This window comes from Rhodobacter sp. P1_C2, from assembly GCF_056406375.1.
The window spans coordinates 272,355-292,518 of the sequence record NZ_JBFUAG010000002.1; the positions used below are offsets into that span (position 1 = coordinate 272,355).

The following is a 20,164-nucleotide window of genomic DNA, read 5'->3' on the forward strand; positions in this document are numbered from 1 at the left end:
CTATCCAACCTGTGGAGTTATCATGTCTTTCCTGAAACGTGTCACCGCGGCGGCCCTGGCCTTCGGCCTTCTGTCGGCGGCTTCCGCCCGGGCGGATGAGCAGTATTTCCCCCTGCAATCCTACCGCGTCGGTCCCTATGCGGCAGGCGGCACCGGCTTTTTCGGCGGCTTCATCGACTATCTGAACCTGATCAACATCCGCGATGGCGGGGTCAATGGCGTCAAGCTGACCTGGGATGAATGCGAGACGGAATATGCGGTGGAAAAGGGCGTCGAATGCTATCAGCGCCAGAAGAGCCATGCCGACACCGCCGCCTGGAACCCGCTGTCGGTGGGCATCGCCTATGCGATGATCGACGGGGTGACGGCGGACAAGACCCCGCTCATCACCATCAACCACGGCCGCACCGACACGACCGATGGCCGGGTCTTCCCCTACGTCTTCCCGCTCCTTTTGAACCCCTATTCGGAAACCTCGGGCATCATCAACTACATCGCGGGCAAGGAAGGCGGGCTGGAAGGCCTGAAGGGCAAGAAGATCGTCGTCCTCTACCACGGCTCGCCCTATGGCAAGGAAACCATCCCGATCTACGAGCTTCTGGCCGCGAAATACGGCTTCACGCTGGACCAGATCGAGGTGCCGCATCCCGGCAACGAGCAAAGCGCGCAATGGCTGCAGATCCGGCGCGAGCGGCCCGATTGGGTCGTGCTGCGCGGCTGGGGCGTGATGAACCCGGTGGCCCTGACCACGGCGCAGCGCAACGGCTTCCCGGCGGATCATATCGTGGGCAACGTCTGGTCGAACTCGGAAGAGGACGTGCGCCCCGCGGGCGATGCGGCGATCGGCTATACTGCCATCACCACCCAGGCCTCGGGCAACCAGTATCCGGTGCTGCAGGACATCATCAAGACGGTCTATGACGCCGGCAAGGGCAACCTCGAGGACAAAAGCCGCATCGGCTCGGTCTACCACAACCTAGGCATCGTCAACGGCATCCTGAACGTCGAAGCCATCCGCATCGCGCAGGAGAAGTTCGGCCACCGGACCCTGACCGGGGACGAGGTGCGCTGGGGCTTCGAACACCTGCAGCTCGACCCGGCCCGGGTCAAGGCTCTGGGGGCCGAGAACCTCTTCCACTCGATCAACGTGACCTACGACAACCACGAGGGCGACGGTTACGTCACCTTCCAGCAGTGGGATGGCCAGAAGTGGAAGGTCGTCTCCGACTGGATCGCCCCGGATTGGGCGCTGTTGCGGCCGATCATCGAAAAGTCGTCCGAGGCCTATGCCAAGGAAAAGGGCCTGCCGATCCGCACCGCGGAAGAGGCCGACAAGGTCACCCAGTAAGCCCACCAAAAGATCAGGCCGGCCCCGATCCGGGGCCGCCTTCCCCCGAACCGGAAGAAGAACATGTCCCAGGTCATCCTCGCATTCGAAGCGGTCTCTGCCGCGTATAACGGTGCCATCAAGGCGCTGCATGGCGTGAGCCTTGAGGTCCGCAAGGGCGAGATCGTGGCCCTCCTCGGCGCCAATGGCGCGGGCAAGACCACGCTTCTGAAAGCCGCCTCCAACCTTCTGCCGGCCGAGCGTGGCCGGGTGACGGCGGGCCAGATCACCTTCAAGGGCCGCGATGTCACCTCCGACAGCCCGGCAGAGCACATCCGCAACGGGTTGGTGCCGGTGCTGGAGGGGCGGCGCTGTTTCAAATCCCTCACGGTGGAAGAGAACCTCACCACCGGCGCCATCGGGCGCGGTCTGGACCGGGCGCAGATCGCCCAGGGGCTGGAGCAGGTGTACGACCTCTTCCCCCGGCTGAAGCTGCGCCGCCGGTCGCTCGCCGGCCTCACCTCGGGGGGCGAGCAGCAGATGGCCGCCATCGGGCGCGGCCTGATGGCGCGGCCCGAGGTCTTCCTTCTGGACGAACCCTCGATGGGCCTCGCGCCCCTCGTCGTGGCCGAGATCTTCGAGGCGCTGGCCCGGCTGAACCGCGAGACCGGGCTGACCCTTCTTCTGGCCGAACAGAACGCCGCGATCGCGCTGAAACATGCCCACCACGCCACGGTCATCGAAAATGGCCGCTCGGCGCTGGCAGGCCCCGCCTTCGACCTCGCCGCCCGCGCCGACATCCGCGCGCTGTACCTCGGCGGCAATCAAACCCAGGACCTGGAAAGGATCTGACATGACCATCCATGACACACCGAAAACCCCCGTCCCGCCGGTGGCCCGCCCCGAGGGCTTCGCGCATAACATCAAGAGTGACGCGGAAGCCATTGAGATCGCCCACAAACTCGCCGAAGTCTTCGCCAGGGGCGCCTCGGAGCGGGACCGTGGCCGGATCTGGCCGCAGGCGGAGCTTGACGCCTTCTCGCAATCCGGCCTCTGGTCGATCAACGTGCCCAGGGAATACGGCGGGCCGGGCCTGTCCTATGTCACGCTGAACCGGGTCATCGCGATCATCTCAGAGGCCGACCCGTCCCTGGGTCAGGTGCCGCAGAACCATCTGGGCGTGGTGGCCGCGATCAACACCGTGTCGGACCCGGCGCAGAAGGCGCTTCTCTTTGGCGAGGTGCTGAAGGGCACCCGCTTTGGCAATGCCTTTTCCGAGTTTGGCTCGAAGCGCGCGGTGGATTTCGAAACCAAGTTCACCGACCACGGCGACCATGTCGTGGTGACGGGGCGCAAGTTCTATGCCTCGGGTGCGCTTCTGGCGCATCTGGTGCCGATCGTGGCCTTGGATAATCAGGGCCGCGCCTGGTACGCCATCGCCGACCGCGGGGCCGAGGGCCTCAGCGTCATCGACGACTGGTCGAGCTTCGGGCAGCGCACCACCCTCTCCGGCACGGTGATCCTTGACCATGTGAAAGTGCCGAAGACCCATCTGGTGCCGGGCTGGAAGGGCTATGCCGAACCTTCCGCCGATGGCGCGATCTTCCAGGTGATCCAGGTTGCGGTGGACCTTGGCATCGCCCGCGCCGCGATCAAGGACACGCGGGAGTTTGTCCTGCACCGCAGCCGGGCTTGGGTCGATTCCGGCCTCGATCACGCGTCGCAGGACCCCTACACGATCCAGGCCTTCGGCGATCTGCAACTGCGCGCCAATGCGGCGGCGGCGCTTCTGGACCTCGCAAGCCTTGCGATCGACGAGGCGGTGGCCCGGCCCACCGCCGAAAGCGTGGCCAAGGCGCAGATCGCGACGGCAGAGGCCAAGGTCCTGTCGACCGAAATCGCGATCCTCGCCACCAACAAGCTGTTCGAACTGGCCGGCACGCGGTCAACCCTCGGCGAGCACAACCTCGACCGCCACTGGCGCAACGCCCGCACCCATACGCTGCACGACCCGGTGCGCTGGAAATACGCGATCCTTGGCAATTATTACCTGAACGGGGTCAATCCCCCCTTCCACGCGTGGAGCTGACATGACTATTCCCAGCAAGATCAACGTCCTGTGGTTCATCCCCACCCATGGCGAAAGCCGCTACCTCGGCACTTCGGAGGGCGGGCGCCAGGTCGATCTGGCCTATCTGACGCAAGTGGCCAAGGCTGCTGACAGCCTCGGCTTCTACGGTGCGCTGCTCCCCACCGGCAGAAGCTGCGAGGACAGCTGGGTCGTGGCCTCGGCCCTGGCGCCGCAGACCGAAAGGCTGCGGTTCCTCGTCGCCGTCCGCCCCGGGTTGCAATCGCCGACGCTGGCCGCAAGGATGACGGCCACGCTGGACCGCATCTCCAACGGCAGGCTTTTGATCAACGTGGTGACCGGGGGCGACCCGGCCGAGAACCGCGGCGACGGGATCAACCTGCCCCATGCCGAACGCTATGAGATCACGGAGGAATTTCTCGGCATCTACCGCGCCCTCCTGCGCGGCGAGACGGTCAACCACAAGGGCAAGCATTTCGACATCGCCGAAGGCCGGGTGCTTTATCCCACGGTGCAAAAACCCTATCCCGACCTCTATTTTGGCGGCTCCTCCGAAGCAGGCTTCCGCGTCGCGGCCAAACATGTCGACAAATACCTGACCTGGGGTGAGCCCCCGGCGCTGGTGGCCGAAAAGATCGCCACCATGCGCGCCCATGCCGAACGCGAGGGGCGAGAGGTCAGCTTCGGCATCCGCCTCCATGTCATCGTGCGCGAGACCACGGCCGAGGCCTGGGCCGCCGCCAACCGCCTGATCTCGCGCCTCGATGACCAGACCATCGCCGAGACGCAAAAGGTCTTCGCCCGGATGGACTCGGTCGGTCAGGCAAGGATGAGCGCGCTGCATGGTGGCCGCCGCGACAGGCTGGAGATCAGCCCCAACCTCTGGGCCGGGGTCGGCCTCGTCCGCGGTGGGGCGGGGACGGCGCTGGTCGGCGACCCCGCCACGGTGGCCGAGCGGATCGACGAATACCGCCGCATCGGCATCGACAGCTTCATCTTCTCGGGCTACCCGCATCTGGAAGAGGCTTACAGCTTTGGCGAGCAGGTCCTGCCGCTGCTGCCGCTGAACCACCCGATCCCGCGCCGCGATCTGCAGGTGAACATGGGCCCCTTCGGCGAGACGGTCGCGGGCGATCACAAGCCCAAGCTGCAGGCCGCGCAATGAGCGGGGTCCCGACCCTTGCCGTGATCGGCGGCGGCCTCTCGGGGGCGGCGGTGGCCTATCACCTCGCCGCCCTGCTGCCGCCGGGTGCGGTGGACCTCGTGGTGATCGAACCGCGCGCGGAACTGGGCCGGGGCCTCGCCTATTCCGCCGCCGATCCCGACCACCGCCTGAACGTGCCCGACCACAAGATGAGCCTGCGGAGCGACCGGATGGACCATTTCCGGTGCTGGCTGGCCGCACCCAAGGCGCCGCCCCTGCCGCCCGGCGCGGCCCGGCTGAATGGCGAGATCTTTGCCCCGCGCGCCGTCTTTGGCACCTATGTGGCGGCCCAGCTGGCGCCGCTTCTGGCCTCCGGTCAGCTGCGGCATCTGCGGGCGGCGGTGACGGGGGTGGCGCGGCGCGGCGCCTATGATCTGCGCCTGTCGGATGGCACGACCCTGCGCGCCGATGCGCTGGTTCTGGCCGCAAGCCACCCCAAGCCCGCGCTGCCGCGCGAACTGGCCGCGCTGTCCGGCGACCCTGCCCTGATCGCCGATCCCCTGGCACCCGGCGCGCTGGCGGGGATCGGGCCGGAGGAACGACTGGTGATCATCGGCAATGGCCTGACCTCGGCCGATGTTCTGGCGACCTTGAGCGCGCGGGGCCATCGGGGCCAGATCACCGCCCTGTCGCGCCACGGCTGGCGCTCGCGCCCGCATGGGCCGTCCCAGGCCGAAACCTCGGCCGATTTCGCCCAAGCGCCATCCCGCACCGCCCTGCAGCTTCTGCAACAAGTGCGCCGGGCGGTGCAGGCGGATGCGGCGCAGGGCCTGACCTGGCATGCCGTCTTCGACCGCCTGCGCGCGCAGGGCCCGGCGATCTGGGCCGCCCTGCCCTTGGCCGAGCGGCGGCGCTTCCTGCGCCATCTGCGCGCGCTCTGGGATGTCCACCGCTTTCGCGTGGCGCCCCAGACCGAAGAGGCGCGCCTGCGGCTGGAGCGGCAGGGCCGCCTCGTCCACCTCGCCGCCCGGATCACGAGGCTGCGCCGCGGTGCGCCGGTCGAGCTGCGCGTGGTGGAACGTCACAGCCGGATCAGCTTTCCCGTCACGGCGGACCGGGTCATCCTCGCCACCGGCCCGGCGCATGGCCGGGTGATCGAGGCGACGCCGGTGCTCGCCGATCTTGCCGCCCTGGGGCTGCTGGCGCCCGACCCCCTGGGCCTTGGCCTGCACACCTCGCCCCTTGGCCATGCCATCCCGACCCGGGGCCAGCCCGATGGCAGCATCCTGATCGCCGGCCCCCTGGCCCGCGGCACGGTGGGCGAGCTGATGGGCGTGCCCGAGGTGATCACCTGGGCCGAACATATCGCCCGCGAGTTGGCTTCCCGCATCCTGCGCCGCCCAAGCCTTGCCGCGGCGGAATAGACCGCGCTGCGGGGCGCGGTGCCGCATGGCCGGGAAAGCAAGGAGGCGGAGGAGGCAGGACCCTGTGCGTTGCTTCAGCAACCCCCGAACGGCTTGGGTCCCGGCCCTCGCCAACTCGGTCAGCCGTTCTGGCCCGAATCGATGCGCGAAGCCCGGTTGAGGGTGCGGAGCTGCGGGAGGTCGATTTTGCGATTTCGGCTTCGTTACCGCCGGAGAGACCCAGGCTCCCGCCATCATGATCGGCGAGAAAGCCAGCGAACAGGCCTCGCAAGACCGTCGCGCCGGAAATCTGCTTGCCGTCCAAGTGGGGTCAGAAGAACCCCATTTCAAACTTTGCCAAGGGACAGAATGCCATTTCCCTGCATGGACCGAACATGGCCAGGCACATCAGACATTATTATTTATAATCAATTAGATAAACGTCAATCCTCACCTGAATTATCAAGAAGAAAAGCCGCACTTCACCTAACTTGACAATATCTACCAGATTAATAGAGATTTACGCCATACGCAGCAGGCAGCCGCGCCATACCCCTCCCAAAGGCGCGACCTGCAGAAGAATGGAGAGAAGAATGACCCGTCTCACTCGTCGCGCCTTCGGGGCCAGCGTGCTGGCCATGACGGCGGCCCTCGGCCTTCCCGCCCTGGCCGGGAAAGCCACCGTGTTGAAGGTCGGCTATCAGAAGACCAACCTGCCGGTGATCGCCAAGAAGCTGGGCGTGATCGAAAAGGCGCTGGAACCGCAGGGGATCAAGGTCGAATGGGTCGAGTTCCCGGCCGGCCCGCCGCTGGTCGAGGCGCTCAACATCGGCGCCATCGATGTCGGCTGGACCGGTGATGCGCCGCCGATCTTCGGCCAGGCTGCCGGAGCGGCGCTGGTCTATACCGCGGCCCTGCCCTCCAACGGCGCGGGCGAGGCGGTCTTTGCCAAGGAGGCCTCGGGCCTCAAGGCCATCGCGGACCTCAAGGGCCGGAAGGTCGCCGTGGGCAAGGGCACCAGCGCCCATAACGCGCTGATCGCGGCGCTGGAGAAGAACGGGCTGAGCCTGTCCGATATCGAGGTGGTCTACCTCGGCCCCGCCGATGCCGCCGCAGCCTTTGCCGCCGATCAGGTCGCGGCCTGGGCGGTCTGGGACCCGTTCTTCGCCATTGCCGAGACGAAGTACAAGCTGACCATCCTGTCGCGCACCTCGGATGTGCTGGCGGTCAACACCTATTTCCTCGCCAACCGGGATTTCGCGGCCGCAAACGGTGATCTGATCACCACGACCATCGCGGCCCTGGGCGAGGCGGCCGCCTGGGCCGACGCCAACCGCGACCAGGTGGCCGAGGCGGTATCGGGCGTGACCAAGGTGCCGCTCGATGCGACCAAGCTGGCGGTCAGCCGAGCGACCTTCGGCATCTATCCCCTGACCGATGCGATCGTGGCCAGCCAGCAGGCCACCGCCGACCGCTTCTTCAAGCTTGGCCTCATCCCCAAGGAGGTGAGGATCGCCGACGCGATCTGGAAGATCGGCTGAGCGCAGCCTGCCCCCTTACCCCCGGCCCGATCCCCCCGGCCTGATCCCCCCGGCCGGGCCATTCCAGGATGACTCATGATGACCTCTGTCCGCTTTTCCGCCGTCGCGGGCTGGTTGCTGCCCGCCGTGATCCTTGTCCTTTGGGAGGGGTTGAGCCGGGTCGGCTTCATCACGCCCAATGTCCTGCCCGCGCCGAGCCAGGTCTTCGCAGCCTTCTGGAACCTGCTTCTGTCGGGGGATCTTCTGGCCAATATCGGCATCAGCACTTGGCGGGCGCTGTCGGGCTTTCTCATCGGCGGCAGCATCGGGCTCGCCTTCGGCTTTGCCAATGGCCTGTCCAGCCTCAGCCGCGATCTGACCGACACCACGCTGCAGATGGTGCGCAACGTGCCGCATCTGGCCTTGATCCCGCTGGTCATCCTGTGGTTCGGCATCGACGAGGAGGCCAAGCTCTTCCTCGTCGCGCTCGGCGTGTTCTTTCCGATCTATGTCAACACCCTGCTGGGCATCCAGAGCGTCGACCCCCAGCTGATCGAGATGGGAAAGACCTATGGCATGGGGCGCGGCACCCTCCTCGCCCGGGTGATCCTGCCCGGCGCGCTGCCCTCGATCTTCACCGGCTTGCGCTATGCGCTTGGCATCATGTGGCTGACGCTGATCGTGGCCGAGACGATCTCGGCCAGTTCGGGCCTTGGCTACATGGCAATGCAGGCGCGCGAGTTCCTGCAGATCGACGTGGTGGTGCTGTCGATCCTGATCTACGCGCTGCTGGGCAAGCTGGCCGACAGCCTCGCCCGCGCGATGGAGCGTGCCAGCCTGCAATGGCATCCCGCCTTCCAGACCGTCTCAACCTAGAATGGGGTCCGACATGTCCTTGATCAGCGCCTTTCCCAAGGCCCCGTCCTTTGCCTTCCACGGCGTCACCCGCAGGTTCGGCGCGAAGTCGGTGCTGACCGGGATCGACCTGGAGGTGAGCCAGGGCCAGTTCCTCGCCATCATCGGCAAGAGCGGCTGCGGCAAGAGCACGCTGCTGCGGCTGCTGGCCGGGCTCGATGCCCCCGATGGCGGCAGGATCGAGCGTGCCGCGGTGCCCGCAGGCCAGACCGCAACCCGGGTGATGTTCCAGGAGCCGCGCCTGCTGCCCTGGGCGCGGGTGGTGGACAATGTGGCGGTGGGCCTGACCGGCATCGCCACGGGCGCCGAGGCCCGGACCCGCGCCCGTGCCATGCTGGCCGAGGTCGGGCTTTCGGGCCGCGACGCGGATTGGCCCGCCGTCCTGTCGGGCGGGCAAAGGCAGCGCGTGGCCCTGGCACGGGCGCTGGTCGGCCAGCCGGGAATCCTTGCGCTGGATGAACCGCTCGGCGCGCTCGACGCGCTGACGCGGATCGAGATGCAGCATCTGCTGGCCCGGATCTGGCAGGCGCAGAAATTCACCGCTGTCCTCGTGACCCATGATGTCGCCGAGGCCGTCGTGCTGGCCGACCGCATCGTCGTGCTGGAGGCGGGCAAGGTGGCGCTGGATGTCACCATCCCGATCCCGCGCCCGCGCCGCCATGGCTCGCCCGAGGTGGCGCATTACGAACAGATGATCCTCGCCCGCCTTCTGGAGGAGGAGCGCGCCTGAGCCCCGCCCAAGAAAAACGGGGCGCGCGGGGACCTTTCCCCCACGCGCCCCGCCCTGTCGCAACCCTGGTCTAGCCCCGGGCCAGCAGATCGGCGATCCGGATCGGGAAGTGCCGGACCCTTTGCCCTGTCGCATGCCAGATCGCATTGCCGATCGCGCCGACGGTGCCGGTGATGCCGATCTCGCCCACGCCCTTGATGCCCAGAGGGTTCACATGCGGGTCATCCTCGTGGACGGTGATGACCTGCAGGCCCGTCACATCGGCATTGACCGGGATGTGGTAGCCCGCGAGATCCGCATTCATGATCCGCCCGGTGCGCGGATCGAAGCGCGCCTCCTCGTGCAGGGCAAAGGAGATGCCCCAGATCATGCCGCCCATCAGCTGGCTTTCGGCGAGCTTGGGGTTGATGATCCGGCCTGCCGCAAAGGCGCCAACGAGTCTCGTGACCCGCATCTGGTAAAGCTCGGGGTCGATCTTGACCTCGGCAAAGACGGCGCCGTGCGAATACATCGCATGGCCTGCCGCAGCTTCCGGGCTGCGCCCGCCGCTGCCGCTGCCTTCGATCTGGAGGCCGCCGGCGCGGGCGATGATCTCGGCATAGCTGGCCGAGCGCGCCTCGTCACCCCGGACGTAAAGCCTGCCGTCGCGCGCCACCACCCCGGCATTGCCGGCCCCGAAGAGGGGCGAGGCCGGATCGGCGGTGGCAAGCTCGGAAAGCTTCCTGACCGCATCAAGACCCGCGGCATGCAGCGCGCTGCCCGCCGTCGCGGTATGGCCCGAGCCGCCCGCGATCCCGCCATCCGGCAGGTCGGAGGAGCCGGAGCGGAACTCCACCTTCTCCAAGGGCAGGCCAAGGCTGTCGGCGGCGATCTGGGCGAGTGCTGTCCAGGCGCCCTGCCCCATGTCGGCCGCCGCGGTTTCGACCAGGCCGGTGCCGTCGGGGCGCAGGGTGGCGCGGGCCTGTGCGGCAAACATCGGTGCGGCAAACATCGCCGTCCCCATGCCCCAGCCGGTCAGAAGCCCGTTCTCGTCGCGCATCTGGCCCGCCTGCATCGGCCGCCCGGCCCAGCCGAAGGCGCGGGCGCCCTGGGCATAGCATTCCCGCAAGGCTTTGGAGGAGAAGGGCCTGCCGGTGCCCGGCTCGGTCTCGGCATAGTTCTTCAGGCGGAAGTCGAGCGGGTCCATCCCCGCCGCCTCGGCCATCTCGTCCATCGCACATTCCAGGGCCGCCGATCCCGGCGCCTCGCCCGGGGCGCGGACCGGGCCAGGGGTGCCGGTGTCGACCCTGACCCCGCTGTGGGCCGAACGCAGCGCCGGCGTCGCATAAAGCCCCTGGCTGGCATTGGCGGCACTTTCGATGAAGTCATCGAAGGTCGAGGTGGTGGCCAGCGCGTGATGGTCCAGCACCGTCATCTGCCCCGCCGCATCGGTGCCGATCCTGACCCGCTGCCGCGTGGCCCCGCGGTGACCGACCGGGCCGAACATCTGGGCGCGCTGCAGCATCATCTTGACCGGCCGCCCCATCATCCGCGCCGCCATGATCGCCAGAACCTGCGGCCCGTTGACGATGGCCTTGGAGCCGAAGCCGCCGCCGAGATAGGGGCTGCGGATCAGCACATTCTCCGGCGGGATGCCGAAGTAATAGCCATAGACCCCGCGCGACATCACGATGGCCTGATTGGGCATGTCGAGCGTCAGGTGATCGCCCTGCCATTCGGCCACGACCGCATGCATCTCCATCGCGTTGTGGTAATGTTCGGGCGTCTCATAGGTCACATCGACCGACAGGTCCGCCGCTGCATGGCCCGCCTCGATGTCGCCATGGACCGTGGTGCTGGGCCGCCCGAAAGCGCCGATCTCGAATTCATAGCGGGTGCCGCCGTCCAGCCCGACGCGCGGGGCCAGGGCCTCGTATTGCGGGTTGAGAAGCCGCGCCCCTTCGGTGGCGGCCTCCAGCGTCTCGGCCAGGACCAGAGCGATCGGCTGGTTGGCGTAACGGACGGTATCGTCCTGCAAGACCTCGAACTTGAAGGCGAACATGAAGTGTTTGGAGCTGGGGTCGCCGGCCAGCGGCGGGCGGTTCTGCGGCGTCATCACCTCGACCACGCCGGGATGGGCCTTGGCGGCGGCCACATCCAGCGCGGTCACCCTTCCCCTTGCGATGGTCGCCGGGACATAGACGGCATGCAGCAGGCCTTCGGGGTGGTTGTCGGCGGCAAAGGTCGCGGTGCCGGTGACCTTGGCCAGACCATCCCGGCGCGAGAAGGACTGGCCGGAGTTCGAGCCGAAGCGGGTTGGAAAGGTCACGGTGTCAGACATGGGCGAGATCTCCAAACGGCGAGGCGGGGAAGGCCGGCGTCCGCGCCGGGGTGCCGGCGGCGGCCAGCGTCAGCACGCGGATCACCGAACGGCGGGCCAGTTCGATCTTGTAGACATTGTCGCCCGAGGGGGCTGCACCATCCAGGGCCACCTCTGCGGCGCGGGCGAACAGTTCCGCACTGGGTGTCTGGCCGATCATCAGCGCCTCTGCCGCGGCAGAGCGCCAGGGCTTGGCCGCAACCGCGCCAAGTGCCAGACGTGCCGCGACGATCCGTCCGCCTTCCAGCTGCACCGCCGCCGCCGCCGAGACGAGGGCGAAGGCAAAGGAGGTCCGCTCGCGCACCTTGAGATACCGCGCATGGGCCGCGAAATCGCGGGCTTCGGCGGGCAGGCGGATGGCGAGGATCAGGTCGCCCGGTTCCAGCGCCGTGACCTTTTCGGGGTGATCGCCGGGCAGCAGGTGGAAATCGGCAAAGGCGATCTCGCGCTGGCCTTGCGGGCCCTGCACCTCGACCACCGCCTCCAGCGCGGCAAGGGCCACGGCGAAATCCGACGGGTTGGTGGCGATGCAGGACGCGCTGAAGCCGAGGATCGCGTGGTTCTGCGTCTCGCCCCCGATGGCGCCGCAGCCCGAGCCGGGCGCGCGGCGGTTGCAGGGCGAATGCGGGTCCTGGAAATAGGCGCAGCGCGTGGCCTGCATCAGGTTGCCACCCACCGTCGCCGCATTGCGCAGCTGACCCGAGGCGCCCGACAGCAGCGCCTCGGCCACCAGCGGGAAGGCTCCGGCAAATTGCGGGTCATGGGCAAGGTCGGCATTCCTGACCAGGGCGCCGATCCTTGTGCTGCCATCGGCCAGGGTCTCGATCCCGTCAAGGCCGGGCAGGCGGTTGAGGTCGATGAGCCTTGCGGGTTCAGCCGCGCCGACCTTCATCAGATCGACCAGATTGGTGCCGCCACCGAGGAAAGCCGCCTCCGGCGACCAGGCGGCCAGCGCCTCGGCGACCGAGGCGGGGCGGGTATATTCAAAGCTTTTCATGCGGATACCTTCAGGTTTTCGGCGAGGGTCCGGCGGCTGGCGTCAAGGACGGCCTCGGTGATGCCGTGATAGGCGGCGCAGCGGCAGAGGTTGCCGCTCATCCCCTCGCGGATGCGGTCGGGGTCGGTTCCGGCCTGGCCTTCGGCGATCAGGCCCACCGCGCTCATGATCTGGCCGGGCGTGCAATAGCCGCATTGAAAGCCGTCATGGGCGATGAAGGCGGCCTGCACCGGGTGCAGCTGATCGCCCTGGGCCAGGCCCTCGATCGTGGTGATCTCGGCGCCATCCAGCGTCACCGCCAGCGCCAGACAGGAATTGACCCGCCGCCCGTCGACCAGCACCGTGCAGGCGCCGCATTGGCCGCGGTCGCAGCCTTTCTTGGTGCCGGGCAGCGTCAGACGCTCGCGCAGAAGGTCAAGCAGCGTGACACGCGGGTCGTCAAGCGTCACGTCGCGGGCCATACCGTTAACGGTCAGGCTGATGGAGTGGGACATGCATCCTCCATTGGCTTATGATAGGAATGGGGTTCCGGCCCTGCGCATCGGGGCCAGGTCCGGAGAAGGAACTTTCGAACTTTATCGTGAAACCGGGGACTCGAATCGTCCGTCCCGGTGTGTTATTGTTATACGGAGGCACCCTCCGTTTAGCAACAGGAATTTGGGCAAGTGGATCACGACCGGCGCAAGCCGCGATCAGACGGGCTGCGCAACCGCGAAAGGCTGATCGAAGCGGCCAAGGATGTGCTGGGCCAAGGCGGCCCCGGCGCAAGCCTCGAGGCGGTGGCGCGGCAGGCCGAAGTGGGCATTGGCACGCTCTATCGTCACTTCCCGACGCGGGAGGCGCTGTTTCAGGCCGTCTACCGGCATGAGGTGGAAGAGCTGATCAAGCTTGCCGCCGCCCTGGAGGCCAGCCCCGACGGGGTCGAGGCGCTGCGGTCCTGGCTGCGCGCCCAGGTGGCCCTTGTCGCCACCAAGCGCGGGCTGCTCGGCGCGCTGGCGGTGGTGCCGACCGATGAGTCGAAGGCGATGTACAACGAGCTTTCCGCCCGCCTGACCGAGGCCGTGGCCCGGCTTTTGCGCCGCGCGGCAGCCGATGGCCAGCTGCGCCCCGATGCGACGGCGGAGGATCTGTTGCAGACGATCTATGCCCTCTGCTACGCCCGCCCCCCCGAGGCGGGCTGGCAGGACCGGGTCCTGCGGCTTCTGGACATTTTCGTCGACGGGCTGCGGCTGCGCTGACGGCGCCCCCCGCCGTCAGCCCGCGGCCCGTCACCTCTGCGCGGCGGGGCGCAAGAGGAAAACCACGGCCAGCACCAGGCCCAGAACCTGCAGCCCGGCGGCCACCAGAAGCCCCGCGCCAAGCCCGCCCGCTGCGGCGGCGACGGCGGCGAGGCTCGCCACCCCCAGCGAACCACCGAGCTGGTGGGCGACATTGACCAGACCCGAGGCCGCCCCGGCATCCTTCGGCGCCACGCCCTGCACGCCGGCAATCGTCAGGGGCCCGAGGGCGCTGCCATTGCCGAAGCCCAGAACCAGCATCGGCAGGGCCACCGAAGTCAGATAACCCTGCCCCGGCCCGGCAAAGGACAGCCAGAACAGCCCCAGCGCCGACAGGGCAAAGGCCAGCACCGCCACGCCGCCATTGCCCAGCCGCCGCGTCAGCCGCGGCAGGCAGAGCGAGGCCACAAAGGTCATCCCTGTCATCGGCAAAAAGCCCAGACCCGCCTCCACCGCCGAAAAGCCCAGCTCGCCCTGCATCACCTGGGTGGTCAGGAAGAAGAACCCCATCATCGAGCCCACGAACAACATCCGCGCCAGATAGGCGCCCGACCGCTGCGGGCTGGCGAACAGCCGCAAGGGCAGCAGGGGCGCCGGTGATCGGGCCTGGCGCCAGAAGAACCCGGCCAGAACCAGCAGCCCCGCCAGGCCCGAAGCCCAGGTGACCGGATCGCCCGGCCCTGCCTCTGCGGCAAGGACGATGCCGTAGACGAGGCAGGCCATGCCGATGGTCGACGTGAGGGCGCTGAGAATATCCAGCCTGCCCCCCGTCCCCGCCGTCTCGGTCAGAAGATGCCGCGCCGCGAGATAGACTGCCAGACCCACCGGCATGTTGAGGAAGAAGCCGACCCGCCAGCTGAGCAGCCCGGCAAAGACCCCGCCCAGCACGAGGCCAAGGCTCGACCCGATCCCGGCGGTCGCGGCGTAAAGGCTCAGAGCGCGGGTGCGCTCCTCGCCCTCGGCAAAGTGGATCTGCAACAGGGCCAGCGTCGAGGGCGCCAGCACCGCCGCCCCCAGCCCCTGCACCGCGCGGGCGGCCAGCAAAACCGCGGCATCAGGCGCGGCCCCGATGGCGAAGGAGGCGAGCGTGAACAGCGTCAGCCCGGCCAGGAACACGCGCTTGCGCCCGAAAAGGTCGCCCGCCCGCGCCCCGAGCATCAGAAAACCGCCGAAGGCCAGCATGTAGGAGGTCTGAACCCAGCTGAGCATCACCGCCGAGAAGCCAAGCTCCGCCCGGATCTCGGGCAGGCCGGTGATCACGATCGAGGTGTCGAGCAGGATCATCAGGTAGCTGGCCAGCACGACGATCAGCACGGCGCGCTGCTGCGCCCCGGGGGTGGAGCGGGGGGCCGCCATCTTCGTCTTAAACGCCATACTGGTCATCACGCACCTGCTCCATCCAGGTCACGGTCACCCCGTCCAGCGCCTCCGCGATGGCGATATGGGTCATGGCGACGCTGGGGCTGGCGCCGTGCCAGTGGCGCAGGTTCGGCGGGAACCAGACCACATCGCCGGGGCGGATCTCCTCGACCGGGCCGCCCTCGATCTGGACGCGGCCCAGACCGGCGGTGACGATCAGGGTCTGGCCGAGCGGATGGCTGTGCCAGGCGGTGCGGGCGCCGGGCGCGAAGGTGACGATGGCGCCGCCCGTCCGTGCCGGCGCCTCGGCGCGGAAGGGGCTATCGATGCGGACCTGTCCGGTGAAATACTCTGCCGGGCCCGGGGCGGAGGCCTGGGTGCCGTTTCTGGTGATGGTCATCTGCGTGCTTTCAGCTTTTGATGTCCGGGCGAACCTAGCCCTGCACGAGACCCGCGATTAGCCACTGAATATTGGATGCAGTCATACGTCTGATTCATCAATCGGCCACCGCGCCGCTGTCGGCGAGGCCCCGCGCCGCGCCCGAAGGCAAGCCCATTGATCACACCCCAAGGCCGCCCTACCTTGCACCGGCAGGTCACGCGCGGGGAACACAGATGCGGCAGGTTGGGCTGATCCTCGAAGACGGGTTCCAGTTGATGGGGCTCGCCGCCCTGTCGGCCTTTGAATTTGCCAACCAGGAGCTGGGCGAGGCCGGCTATCAGCTGACCCTGATGTCCGAGGTGGGCGGCACGGTCCGCTCCTCGATGCAGGCGGGGATCGAGACGCGGCCCTTCGACACGATGCCCGATACGCTGATGGCGGCGGGCGAGCTTCGGCCCAAGGCGCCCTCGCCGGCGCTGCGCGCCTATATCGCGCGTGCCGGGCGCGAGGCGCGGCGCGTGGCGGGGCTGTGCACCGGCGCCTTCCTTCTGGCCGAGGCCGGCCTGCTCGACGGGCGCAGCGCCACGACCCATTGGGCCCATGCGCAACGCCTGCAGGCGCGCTTTCCCAAGGTGCGCGTCGATGTCGACCGCATCTATATCCAGGACGGCAATATCTGGACCTCGGCGGGGATGTCCTCGGCCATCGACCTGACGCTGGCGCTGATCGAGGAGGATCACGGCGTGGCCCTGTCGCGGCTGATCGCGCGCAAGCTGGTGGTCTATCACCGCCGCCCCGGCGGCCAGTCGCAATTCTCGGCCCTCCTGGAGCTGGAGCCGCGCTCCGACCGGGTCAAGCGCGCCCTGACCCATGCGCGGGAGAACCTGCGCAACCCCCTCTCGGTCGAGGAGCTGGCCGAGGCGGCGAGCCTCTCGCCGCGCCAATTCAGCCGGATTTTCCGAGAGGAGACCGGGCAGTCCCCGGCCAAGGCGGTGGAATCGCTGCGTCTGGAGGCGGCCCGGATCATGCTGGAGGATGGCCGCCACCCGATCGAGACGGTTGCCCGCGACACCGGCTTTGCCGACCGCGACCGGATGCGCCGCGCTTTCCTGCGCGCCTACGGCCACCCGCCCGCCAGCCTGCGCCGCAGCCTGCGCCTGATCGAGGGCGACCCGGTCGCCTGACGGGGCGGCGCGGGGCGGCGCCTTCCGCCCGGGAAATGTCCGGAAAAGCCGCGTCTTCGTCTTTTGAGCTTCGGCTTCTATCGCCTATCTCTGCTGTCCAGAGCAGGCCCGCCAGGGCCCGCCACGACCACAGGCAGACCCGTCCGATGTTGACCCCGCTTCCCGCGCAGGCCTGGCCTCGCGTCCTGCCGCTTTGGCAGGGCATTGGCGGCGCATGGGCAAAGTGCAGCGCGGCCGGGCCCCACAGGGGCGCAAGACCACAGCATCGTCAGCCTCCCCGCGCCACATCGGCGGCCCGCCTGCGCGGCATCCGGGGCCTGATGACCGAAACGTCACAGATGCCATGACGGTGTAAAAGGTGAGTTTCCGACCGGGCCAGAAGGGTTTCCGCCCCAAGGCCCGCCCCAGTGCCAGACGTTGCGGAACGCGAAAAGACCCAAGAAGACCAGAGAGATGACCACACAGACCCTGATGGAGACCGAAGTGAAACCCTGGTGGCGTCAAGGCCATGCCAGCCTTGCGGCGCTTGTGGCGCTGACCCTGCTGGCCCTGGCCTTTGGCGCGCATTTTGTCACGGCGCTGTCGGGCGCCTCGGTCCTTTGCTTCGCGCTGGCCTCCCTTGTCGGGGCGCAGCTTCTGCCGCGCAAGGGGGCGCTGTTGCTTGCGGGTCTGGCGGTGGCACTGGCGCTTGGCGCGGGCGCGATCGGAAGCTTTAGCCCTGCCGCGGCGGCCTTGCGCCTTCTCCTCGACCTTGCCGCCATCGGCCTGCCCCCGGCGGCGCTGCATCTGGGCGAGCGCCTGCGCCCGAAGCCCGCCAAACCTCCGTTCTGGACCGAGGATATCAAGGCCTTCGCCGATGCGGTGCCGCTGGTCCTCTGGGTGGCAGAACCTACCGGCAAGCTTTTGTACCTCAGCCGCCGCTTCAGCGAATGTACCGGGCTTGATGCCGAAACGGCGCTGCGCACCAACACCTGGCACGCGCCGATCTGGCACGAGGACCTCGCCAGCTACCGCGCCTATTGGGAGGAGGCGCGGCGCAGCGGGGTCGAAGGCCATACCAACATGCGGGTCCGCCAGACCGACGGCACCTACAAATGGATGCACACGGTCGGCACGCCCGTCCGCTCGCCCGAGACCGGCGAGATCATCTTCTGGGTCGGCGGGCTTCTCGATGTGGACGAGGAAATCCGCGCCCGCGAGACCATCGACGGGCTGGTCGAAAAGCTGCAGAAGTCCGAACAGATCCGCACCCAAAAGCTGGAACAGACCGAGTGGCGCCACCGCGTCCTCTACGACGACAAGAACTTCGGCGTCGCCGAGCAGGATTTCAGCCGCTGCCTGCCGATCCTGGCCGAGATCCGCGCCAAGGGCGTCACCAACCTGCGCGATTACCTTCTGGCCAATCCCGAGGTGATCGCGGCCTGCGCCGCCGTCTGGACCACGATCGACGTCAACGACACGATCCTGCGGATGCTGCGGGCGGAAAGCCGCGAAGAGGTGGTGATGCGCCCGCCGCCGGAATCGGTGGCCAATGGCATCGAAGTGTTCATCCTTCAGCTGGAAGCGATCTACGAGGGCCGCGAGTCGGCCAATGGCACGACCGTGCTGCTGGGCGCCGATGGCAGCCGGGTCCATGTCGCCTTCTTCGTGAACTTCCGCCCCGATGGCATCGCCTATTCCACCCTTTTCGACATCGGCGTGCAGGCGCGCACCCATGAGTTGATGCTGGGCGTCCAGAAAGAGCTGGCCCGGGTCAACCGCGCAGCCACGGTGGGGGCGCTGTCGATCTCGATCGTGCATGAGCTGAACCAGCCGCTGACCTCGATCGCCGTCGATGTCGACAACCTCGCCCGCGCCGTGGCCGGCGAGGCACCCGACCTCGCCCTTCTGCGGCGGCTTTCGGCGCGGCTGACCTCGACCACCGAGCGGCTTTTCACCCTCGTTCAGGCCACGCGCAACAAGATCACCCGCCGCAAGGGCGCCGAAGAGCCGATCGACCTGCGCAGCCTTCTGAACGAAACCCACGGCCTTCTGTCGGACGAGATCAACCGCCGGCAGGCCGTGCTGCAGATCGACTGCCCCGATGCGCTGCTGCCCCTGGTGGTGGAACGCGTGCAGCTGCAGCAGGTGATCATCAATCTGGTGATGAACGCGCTGGAAGCAATGGAAATCCTGCCACCCGACCAGCGCCGCGTGGCGATCACCGTCGCGCGCAGCGAGGACGGCTATATGCGCTTCGCCGTCGCCGACACCGGCCCCGGCATCGACGCCGCCCTGCAGGAGAAGATCTTCGAGCCGCTTTTCACCACCAAGTCCGGCGGCATCGGCATGGGGCTGCAGATCTGCAAATCCTCGGTCGAGGAAATGGGCGGGCATCTGTCGGTGCGCAACGGCGCGACGGGCGGTGCGGTCTTCGAATTCAGCCTGCCCCTGAGCGGCGGCTGAGCGAGGGCTGAGCGAAAGACGAACGGAAACCGGGCGTTGCGCCGTTTGGGGGCCGGGCAATACCAACGTATGGCATGACCATAAGCAAACCCGTTGGACCGCTGCGGGCAAGCTTGCTAGGGTTTACCGGTGCAGGTCTTGCCGATGCGCCCGAAGTGAAGACGCCACACAGGTGCCCGTCCGGGCCCTCGACGTGACAGGAGATGCGGAGTGGGAATGAAACAGAAGACCTCTCCCGAACCGCGGGGGGCGGGCGAGACGGAGCCGCAGGGCGAAAGGCCCATCGTGCTTGTGGTCGATGACGACCCCGATGTGCGCGACAGCCTGCGCGACCTTTTCGCCTCGATCCAGCTGGAAACCGCCACCTATGGCTCCACCGCCGAGCTGCTGGCGGCGGGGCTGCCCGACCGGCCAAGCTGCCTTGTCCTCGACCTGCGCCTGCCCGGATCGAGCGGGCTGGAGCTGCAGAAGACCCTGGCCGACAGCGACACCCATCTGCCCATCGTCTTCATCACCGGCCATGCCGATGTCTCCACCTCCGTCCGGGCGATGAAGGCGGGGGCGGTGGATTTCCTGCCCAAACCCTTCCGCAATCAGGAACTTCTGGATGCGGTGACCCATGGGATCGAGGTCGACCAACACCGCCGCAACGCCAATCTGGCGGTGGGCGAGCTGCGCGAACTGGCCAAGCAGCTGACTCCGCGCGAGATCGAGGTGGTGCTGGGCGTCCGCCGCGGTCTTCTCAGCAAGCAGATCGCCTACGAGCTTGGCATCGCCGAGATCACGGTGAAGATGTATCGCAGCAGCGCCGGGCGAAAGCTGAAATCCCGCTCGGTCGCCGAAATGATCCGCAAGGCGGAGATCCTGGGGCTTTAACCGCCCTCCCCCCTTCCCGCCTCCCCCTTGACGGCCCTGTGACATGGGGCCGGCCCGCTCTTGCGCGCCCCATTCTGTCATGGCCGTTTATGACGCTTAATTGACATTTGAGCCATGCCGCCCCTGGCCTATTCTGGCCGCAACGATCCTCCCCAAC

At 67.7% G+C, this 20,164-nt stretch carries 17 protein-coding genes; 12 read left to right on the plus strand and 5 right to left on the minus strand.

The genetic code is table 11. From position 1 onward, the window contains the following. The first annotated feature begins 22 nt into the window (after positions 1-22). The 8 genes from AC1DZT_RS04075 (at position 23) to AC1DZT_RS04110 (ending at position 9,128) form a co-directional block, all read left to right on the plus strand. Positions 23-1,348: an ABC transporter substrate-binding protein gene (locus tag AC1DZT_RS04075; protein WP_478005320.1), complete on the plus strand. Its 1,326-nt coding sequence runs from the start codon at positions 23-25 to the stop codon at positions 1,346-1,348. A gap of 63 nt (positions 1,349-1,411) precedes the next feature. After that, positions 1,412-2,179: an ABC transporter ATP-binding protein gene (locus tag AC1DZT_RS04080; protein ID WP_478005321.1), complete on the plus strand. Its 768-nt coding sequence runs from the start codon at positions 1,412-1,414 to the stop codon at positions 2,177-2,179. Position 2,180: 1 nt separating this feature from the next. After that, entirely contained in the window at positions 2,181-3,416 is a 1,236-nt protein-coding gene (locus tag AC1DZT_RS04085; protein ID WP_478005322.1) for an SfnB family sulfur acquisition oxidoreductase, read from the plus strand. A 1-nt stretch (position 3,417) separates the two neighbouring features. Further along, positions 3,418-4,581 (plus strand): FMNH2-dependent alkanesulfonate monooxygenase, encoded by a 1,164-nt coding sequence (gene ssuD, locus AC1DZT_RS04090; protein ID WP_478005323.1) that lies wholly within the window; start codon positions 3,418-3,420, stop codon positions 4,579-4,581. Further along, a complete protein-coding gene (locus AC1DZT_RS04095) occupies positions 4,578-5,984 on the plus strand; it encodes an FAD/NAD(P)-binding protein (protein ID WP_478005324.1) in 1,407 nt (468 codons plus the stop codon). Before ssuD ends, AC1DZT_RS04095 begins: the two co-directional genes overlap by 4 nt. 572 nt (positions 5,985-6,556) lie before the next feature. Further along, on the plus strand, positions 6,557-7,504 hold the full coding sequence (locus tag AC1DZT_RS04100; RefSeq protein ID WP_478005325.1) for an aliphatic sulfonate ABC transporter substrate-binding protein: 948 nt from the start codon (positions 6,557-6,559) through the stop codon (positions 7,502-7,504). Positions 7,505-7,579: 75 nt separating this feature from the next. Further along, entirely contained in the window at positions 7,580-8,359 is a 780-nt protein-coding gene (locus tag AC1DZT_RS04105; protein WP_478005326.1) for an ABC transporter permease subunit, read from the plus strand. 13 nt (positions 8,360-8,372) lie between these two features. After that, positions 8,373-9,128, plus strand: coding sequence for an ABC transporter ATP-binding protein (locus tag AC1DZT_RS04110; protein WP_478005327.1), 756 nt, complete (start codon positions 8,373-8,375; stop codon positions 9,126-9,128). Between the two features lie 70 nt (positions 9,129-9,198). Here the strand turns inward: AC1DZT_RS04110 and AC1DZT_RS04115 are convergent, their stop codons facing one another. From AC1DZT_RS04115 to AC1DZT_RS04125, 3 genes are read right to left on the minus strand one after another with little or no spacing between them, the layout of a single operon-like run. Beyond that, on the minus strand, positions 9,199-11,448 hold the full coding sequence (locus AC1DZT_RS04115) for a xanthine dehydrogenase family protein molybdopterin-binding subunit (RefSeq protein ID WP_478005328.1): 2,250 nt from the start codon (positions 11,446-11,448) through the stop codon (positions 9,199-9,201). Next, complete coding sequence (locus AC1DZT_RS04120) at positions 11,441-12,484, minus strand: FAD binding domain-containing protein (RefSeq protein WP_478005329.1); 1,044 nt, start codon at positions 12,482-12,484, stop codon at positions 11,441-11,443. Before AC1DZT_RS04120 ends, AC1DZT_RS04115 begins: the two co-directional genes overlap by 8 nt. Beyond that, positions 12,481-12,978 carry a (2Fe-2S)-binding protein gene (locus AC1DZT_RS04125; RefSeq protein WP_478005330.1) on the minus strand — a complete coding sequence of 166 codons (498 nt, stop codon included), beginning with the start codon at positions 12,976-12,978 and terminating at the stop codon, positions 12,481-12,483. The genes AC1DZT_RS04120 and AC1DZT_RS04125 overlap by 4 nt, the downstream gene beginning before the upstream one ends. Positions 12,979-13,149: 171 nt before the next feature. Between AC1DZT_RS04125 and AC1DZT_RS04130 the strand changes: the two genes are divergently transcribed. After that, on the plus strand, positions 13,150-13,722 hold the full coding sequence (locus AC1DZT_RS04130; protein WP_478005331.1) for a TetR/AcrR family transcriptional regulator: 573 nt from the start codon (positions 13,150-13,152) through the stop codon (positions 13,720-13,722). A gap of 30 nt (positions 13,723-13,752) precedes the next feature. Here AC1DZT_RS04130 and AC1DZT_RS04135 read toward each other — a convergent pair whose 3' ends face one another. After that, on the minus strand, positions 13,753-15,144 hold the full coding sequence (locus tag AC1DZT_RS04135) for an MFS transporter (protein WP_478005332.1): 1,392 nt from the start codon (positions 15,142-15,144) through the stop codon (positions 13,753-13,755). Beyond that, positions 15,125-15,520 carry a (R)-mandelonitrile lyase gene (locus AC1DZT_RS04140; RefSeq protein WP_478005333.1) on the minus strand — a complete coding sequence of 132 codons (396 nt, stop codon included), beginning with the start codon at positions 15,518-15,520 and terminating at the stop codon, positions 15,125-15,127. The genes AC1DZT_RS04135 and AC1DZT_RS04140 overlap by 20 nt, the downstream gene beginning before the upstream one ends. 215 nt (positions 15,521-15,735) lie before the next feature. On the opposite strand from AC1DZT_RS04140, the gene AC1DZT_RS04145 reads away from it, so the two are divergent. The 3 genes from AC1DZT_RS04145 to AC1DZT_RS04155 all read left to right on the plus strand — a co-directional run bounded on the left by AC1DZT_RS04145 (position 15,736) and on the right by AC1DZT_RS04155 (position 20,007). Further along, positions 15,736-16,686, plus strand: a complete 951-nt coding sequence (locus AC1DZT_RS04145) for a GlxA family transcriptional regulator (protein WP_478005334.1) — start codon at positions 15,736-15,738, stop codon at positions 16,684-16,686. A gap of 453 nt (positions 16,687-17,139) precedes the next feature. Beyond that, on the plus strand, positions 17,140-19,131 hold the full coding sequence (locus AC1DZT_RS04150) for a PAS domain-containing sensor histidine kinase (protein ID WP_478005335.1): 1,992 nt from the start codon (positions 17,140-17,142) through the stop codon (positions 19,129-19,131). Between the two features lie 216 nt (positions 19,132-19,347). Further along, positions 19,348-20,007, plus strand: a complete 660-nt coding sequence (locus AC1DZT_RS04155) for a response regulator transcription factor (RefSeq protein WP_478005336.1) — start codon at positions 19,348-19,350, stop codon at positions 20,005-20,007. The last annotated feature ends 157 nt before the right edge of the window (positions 20,008-20,164 follow it).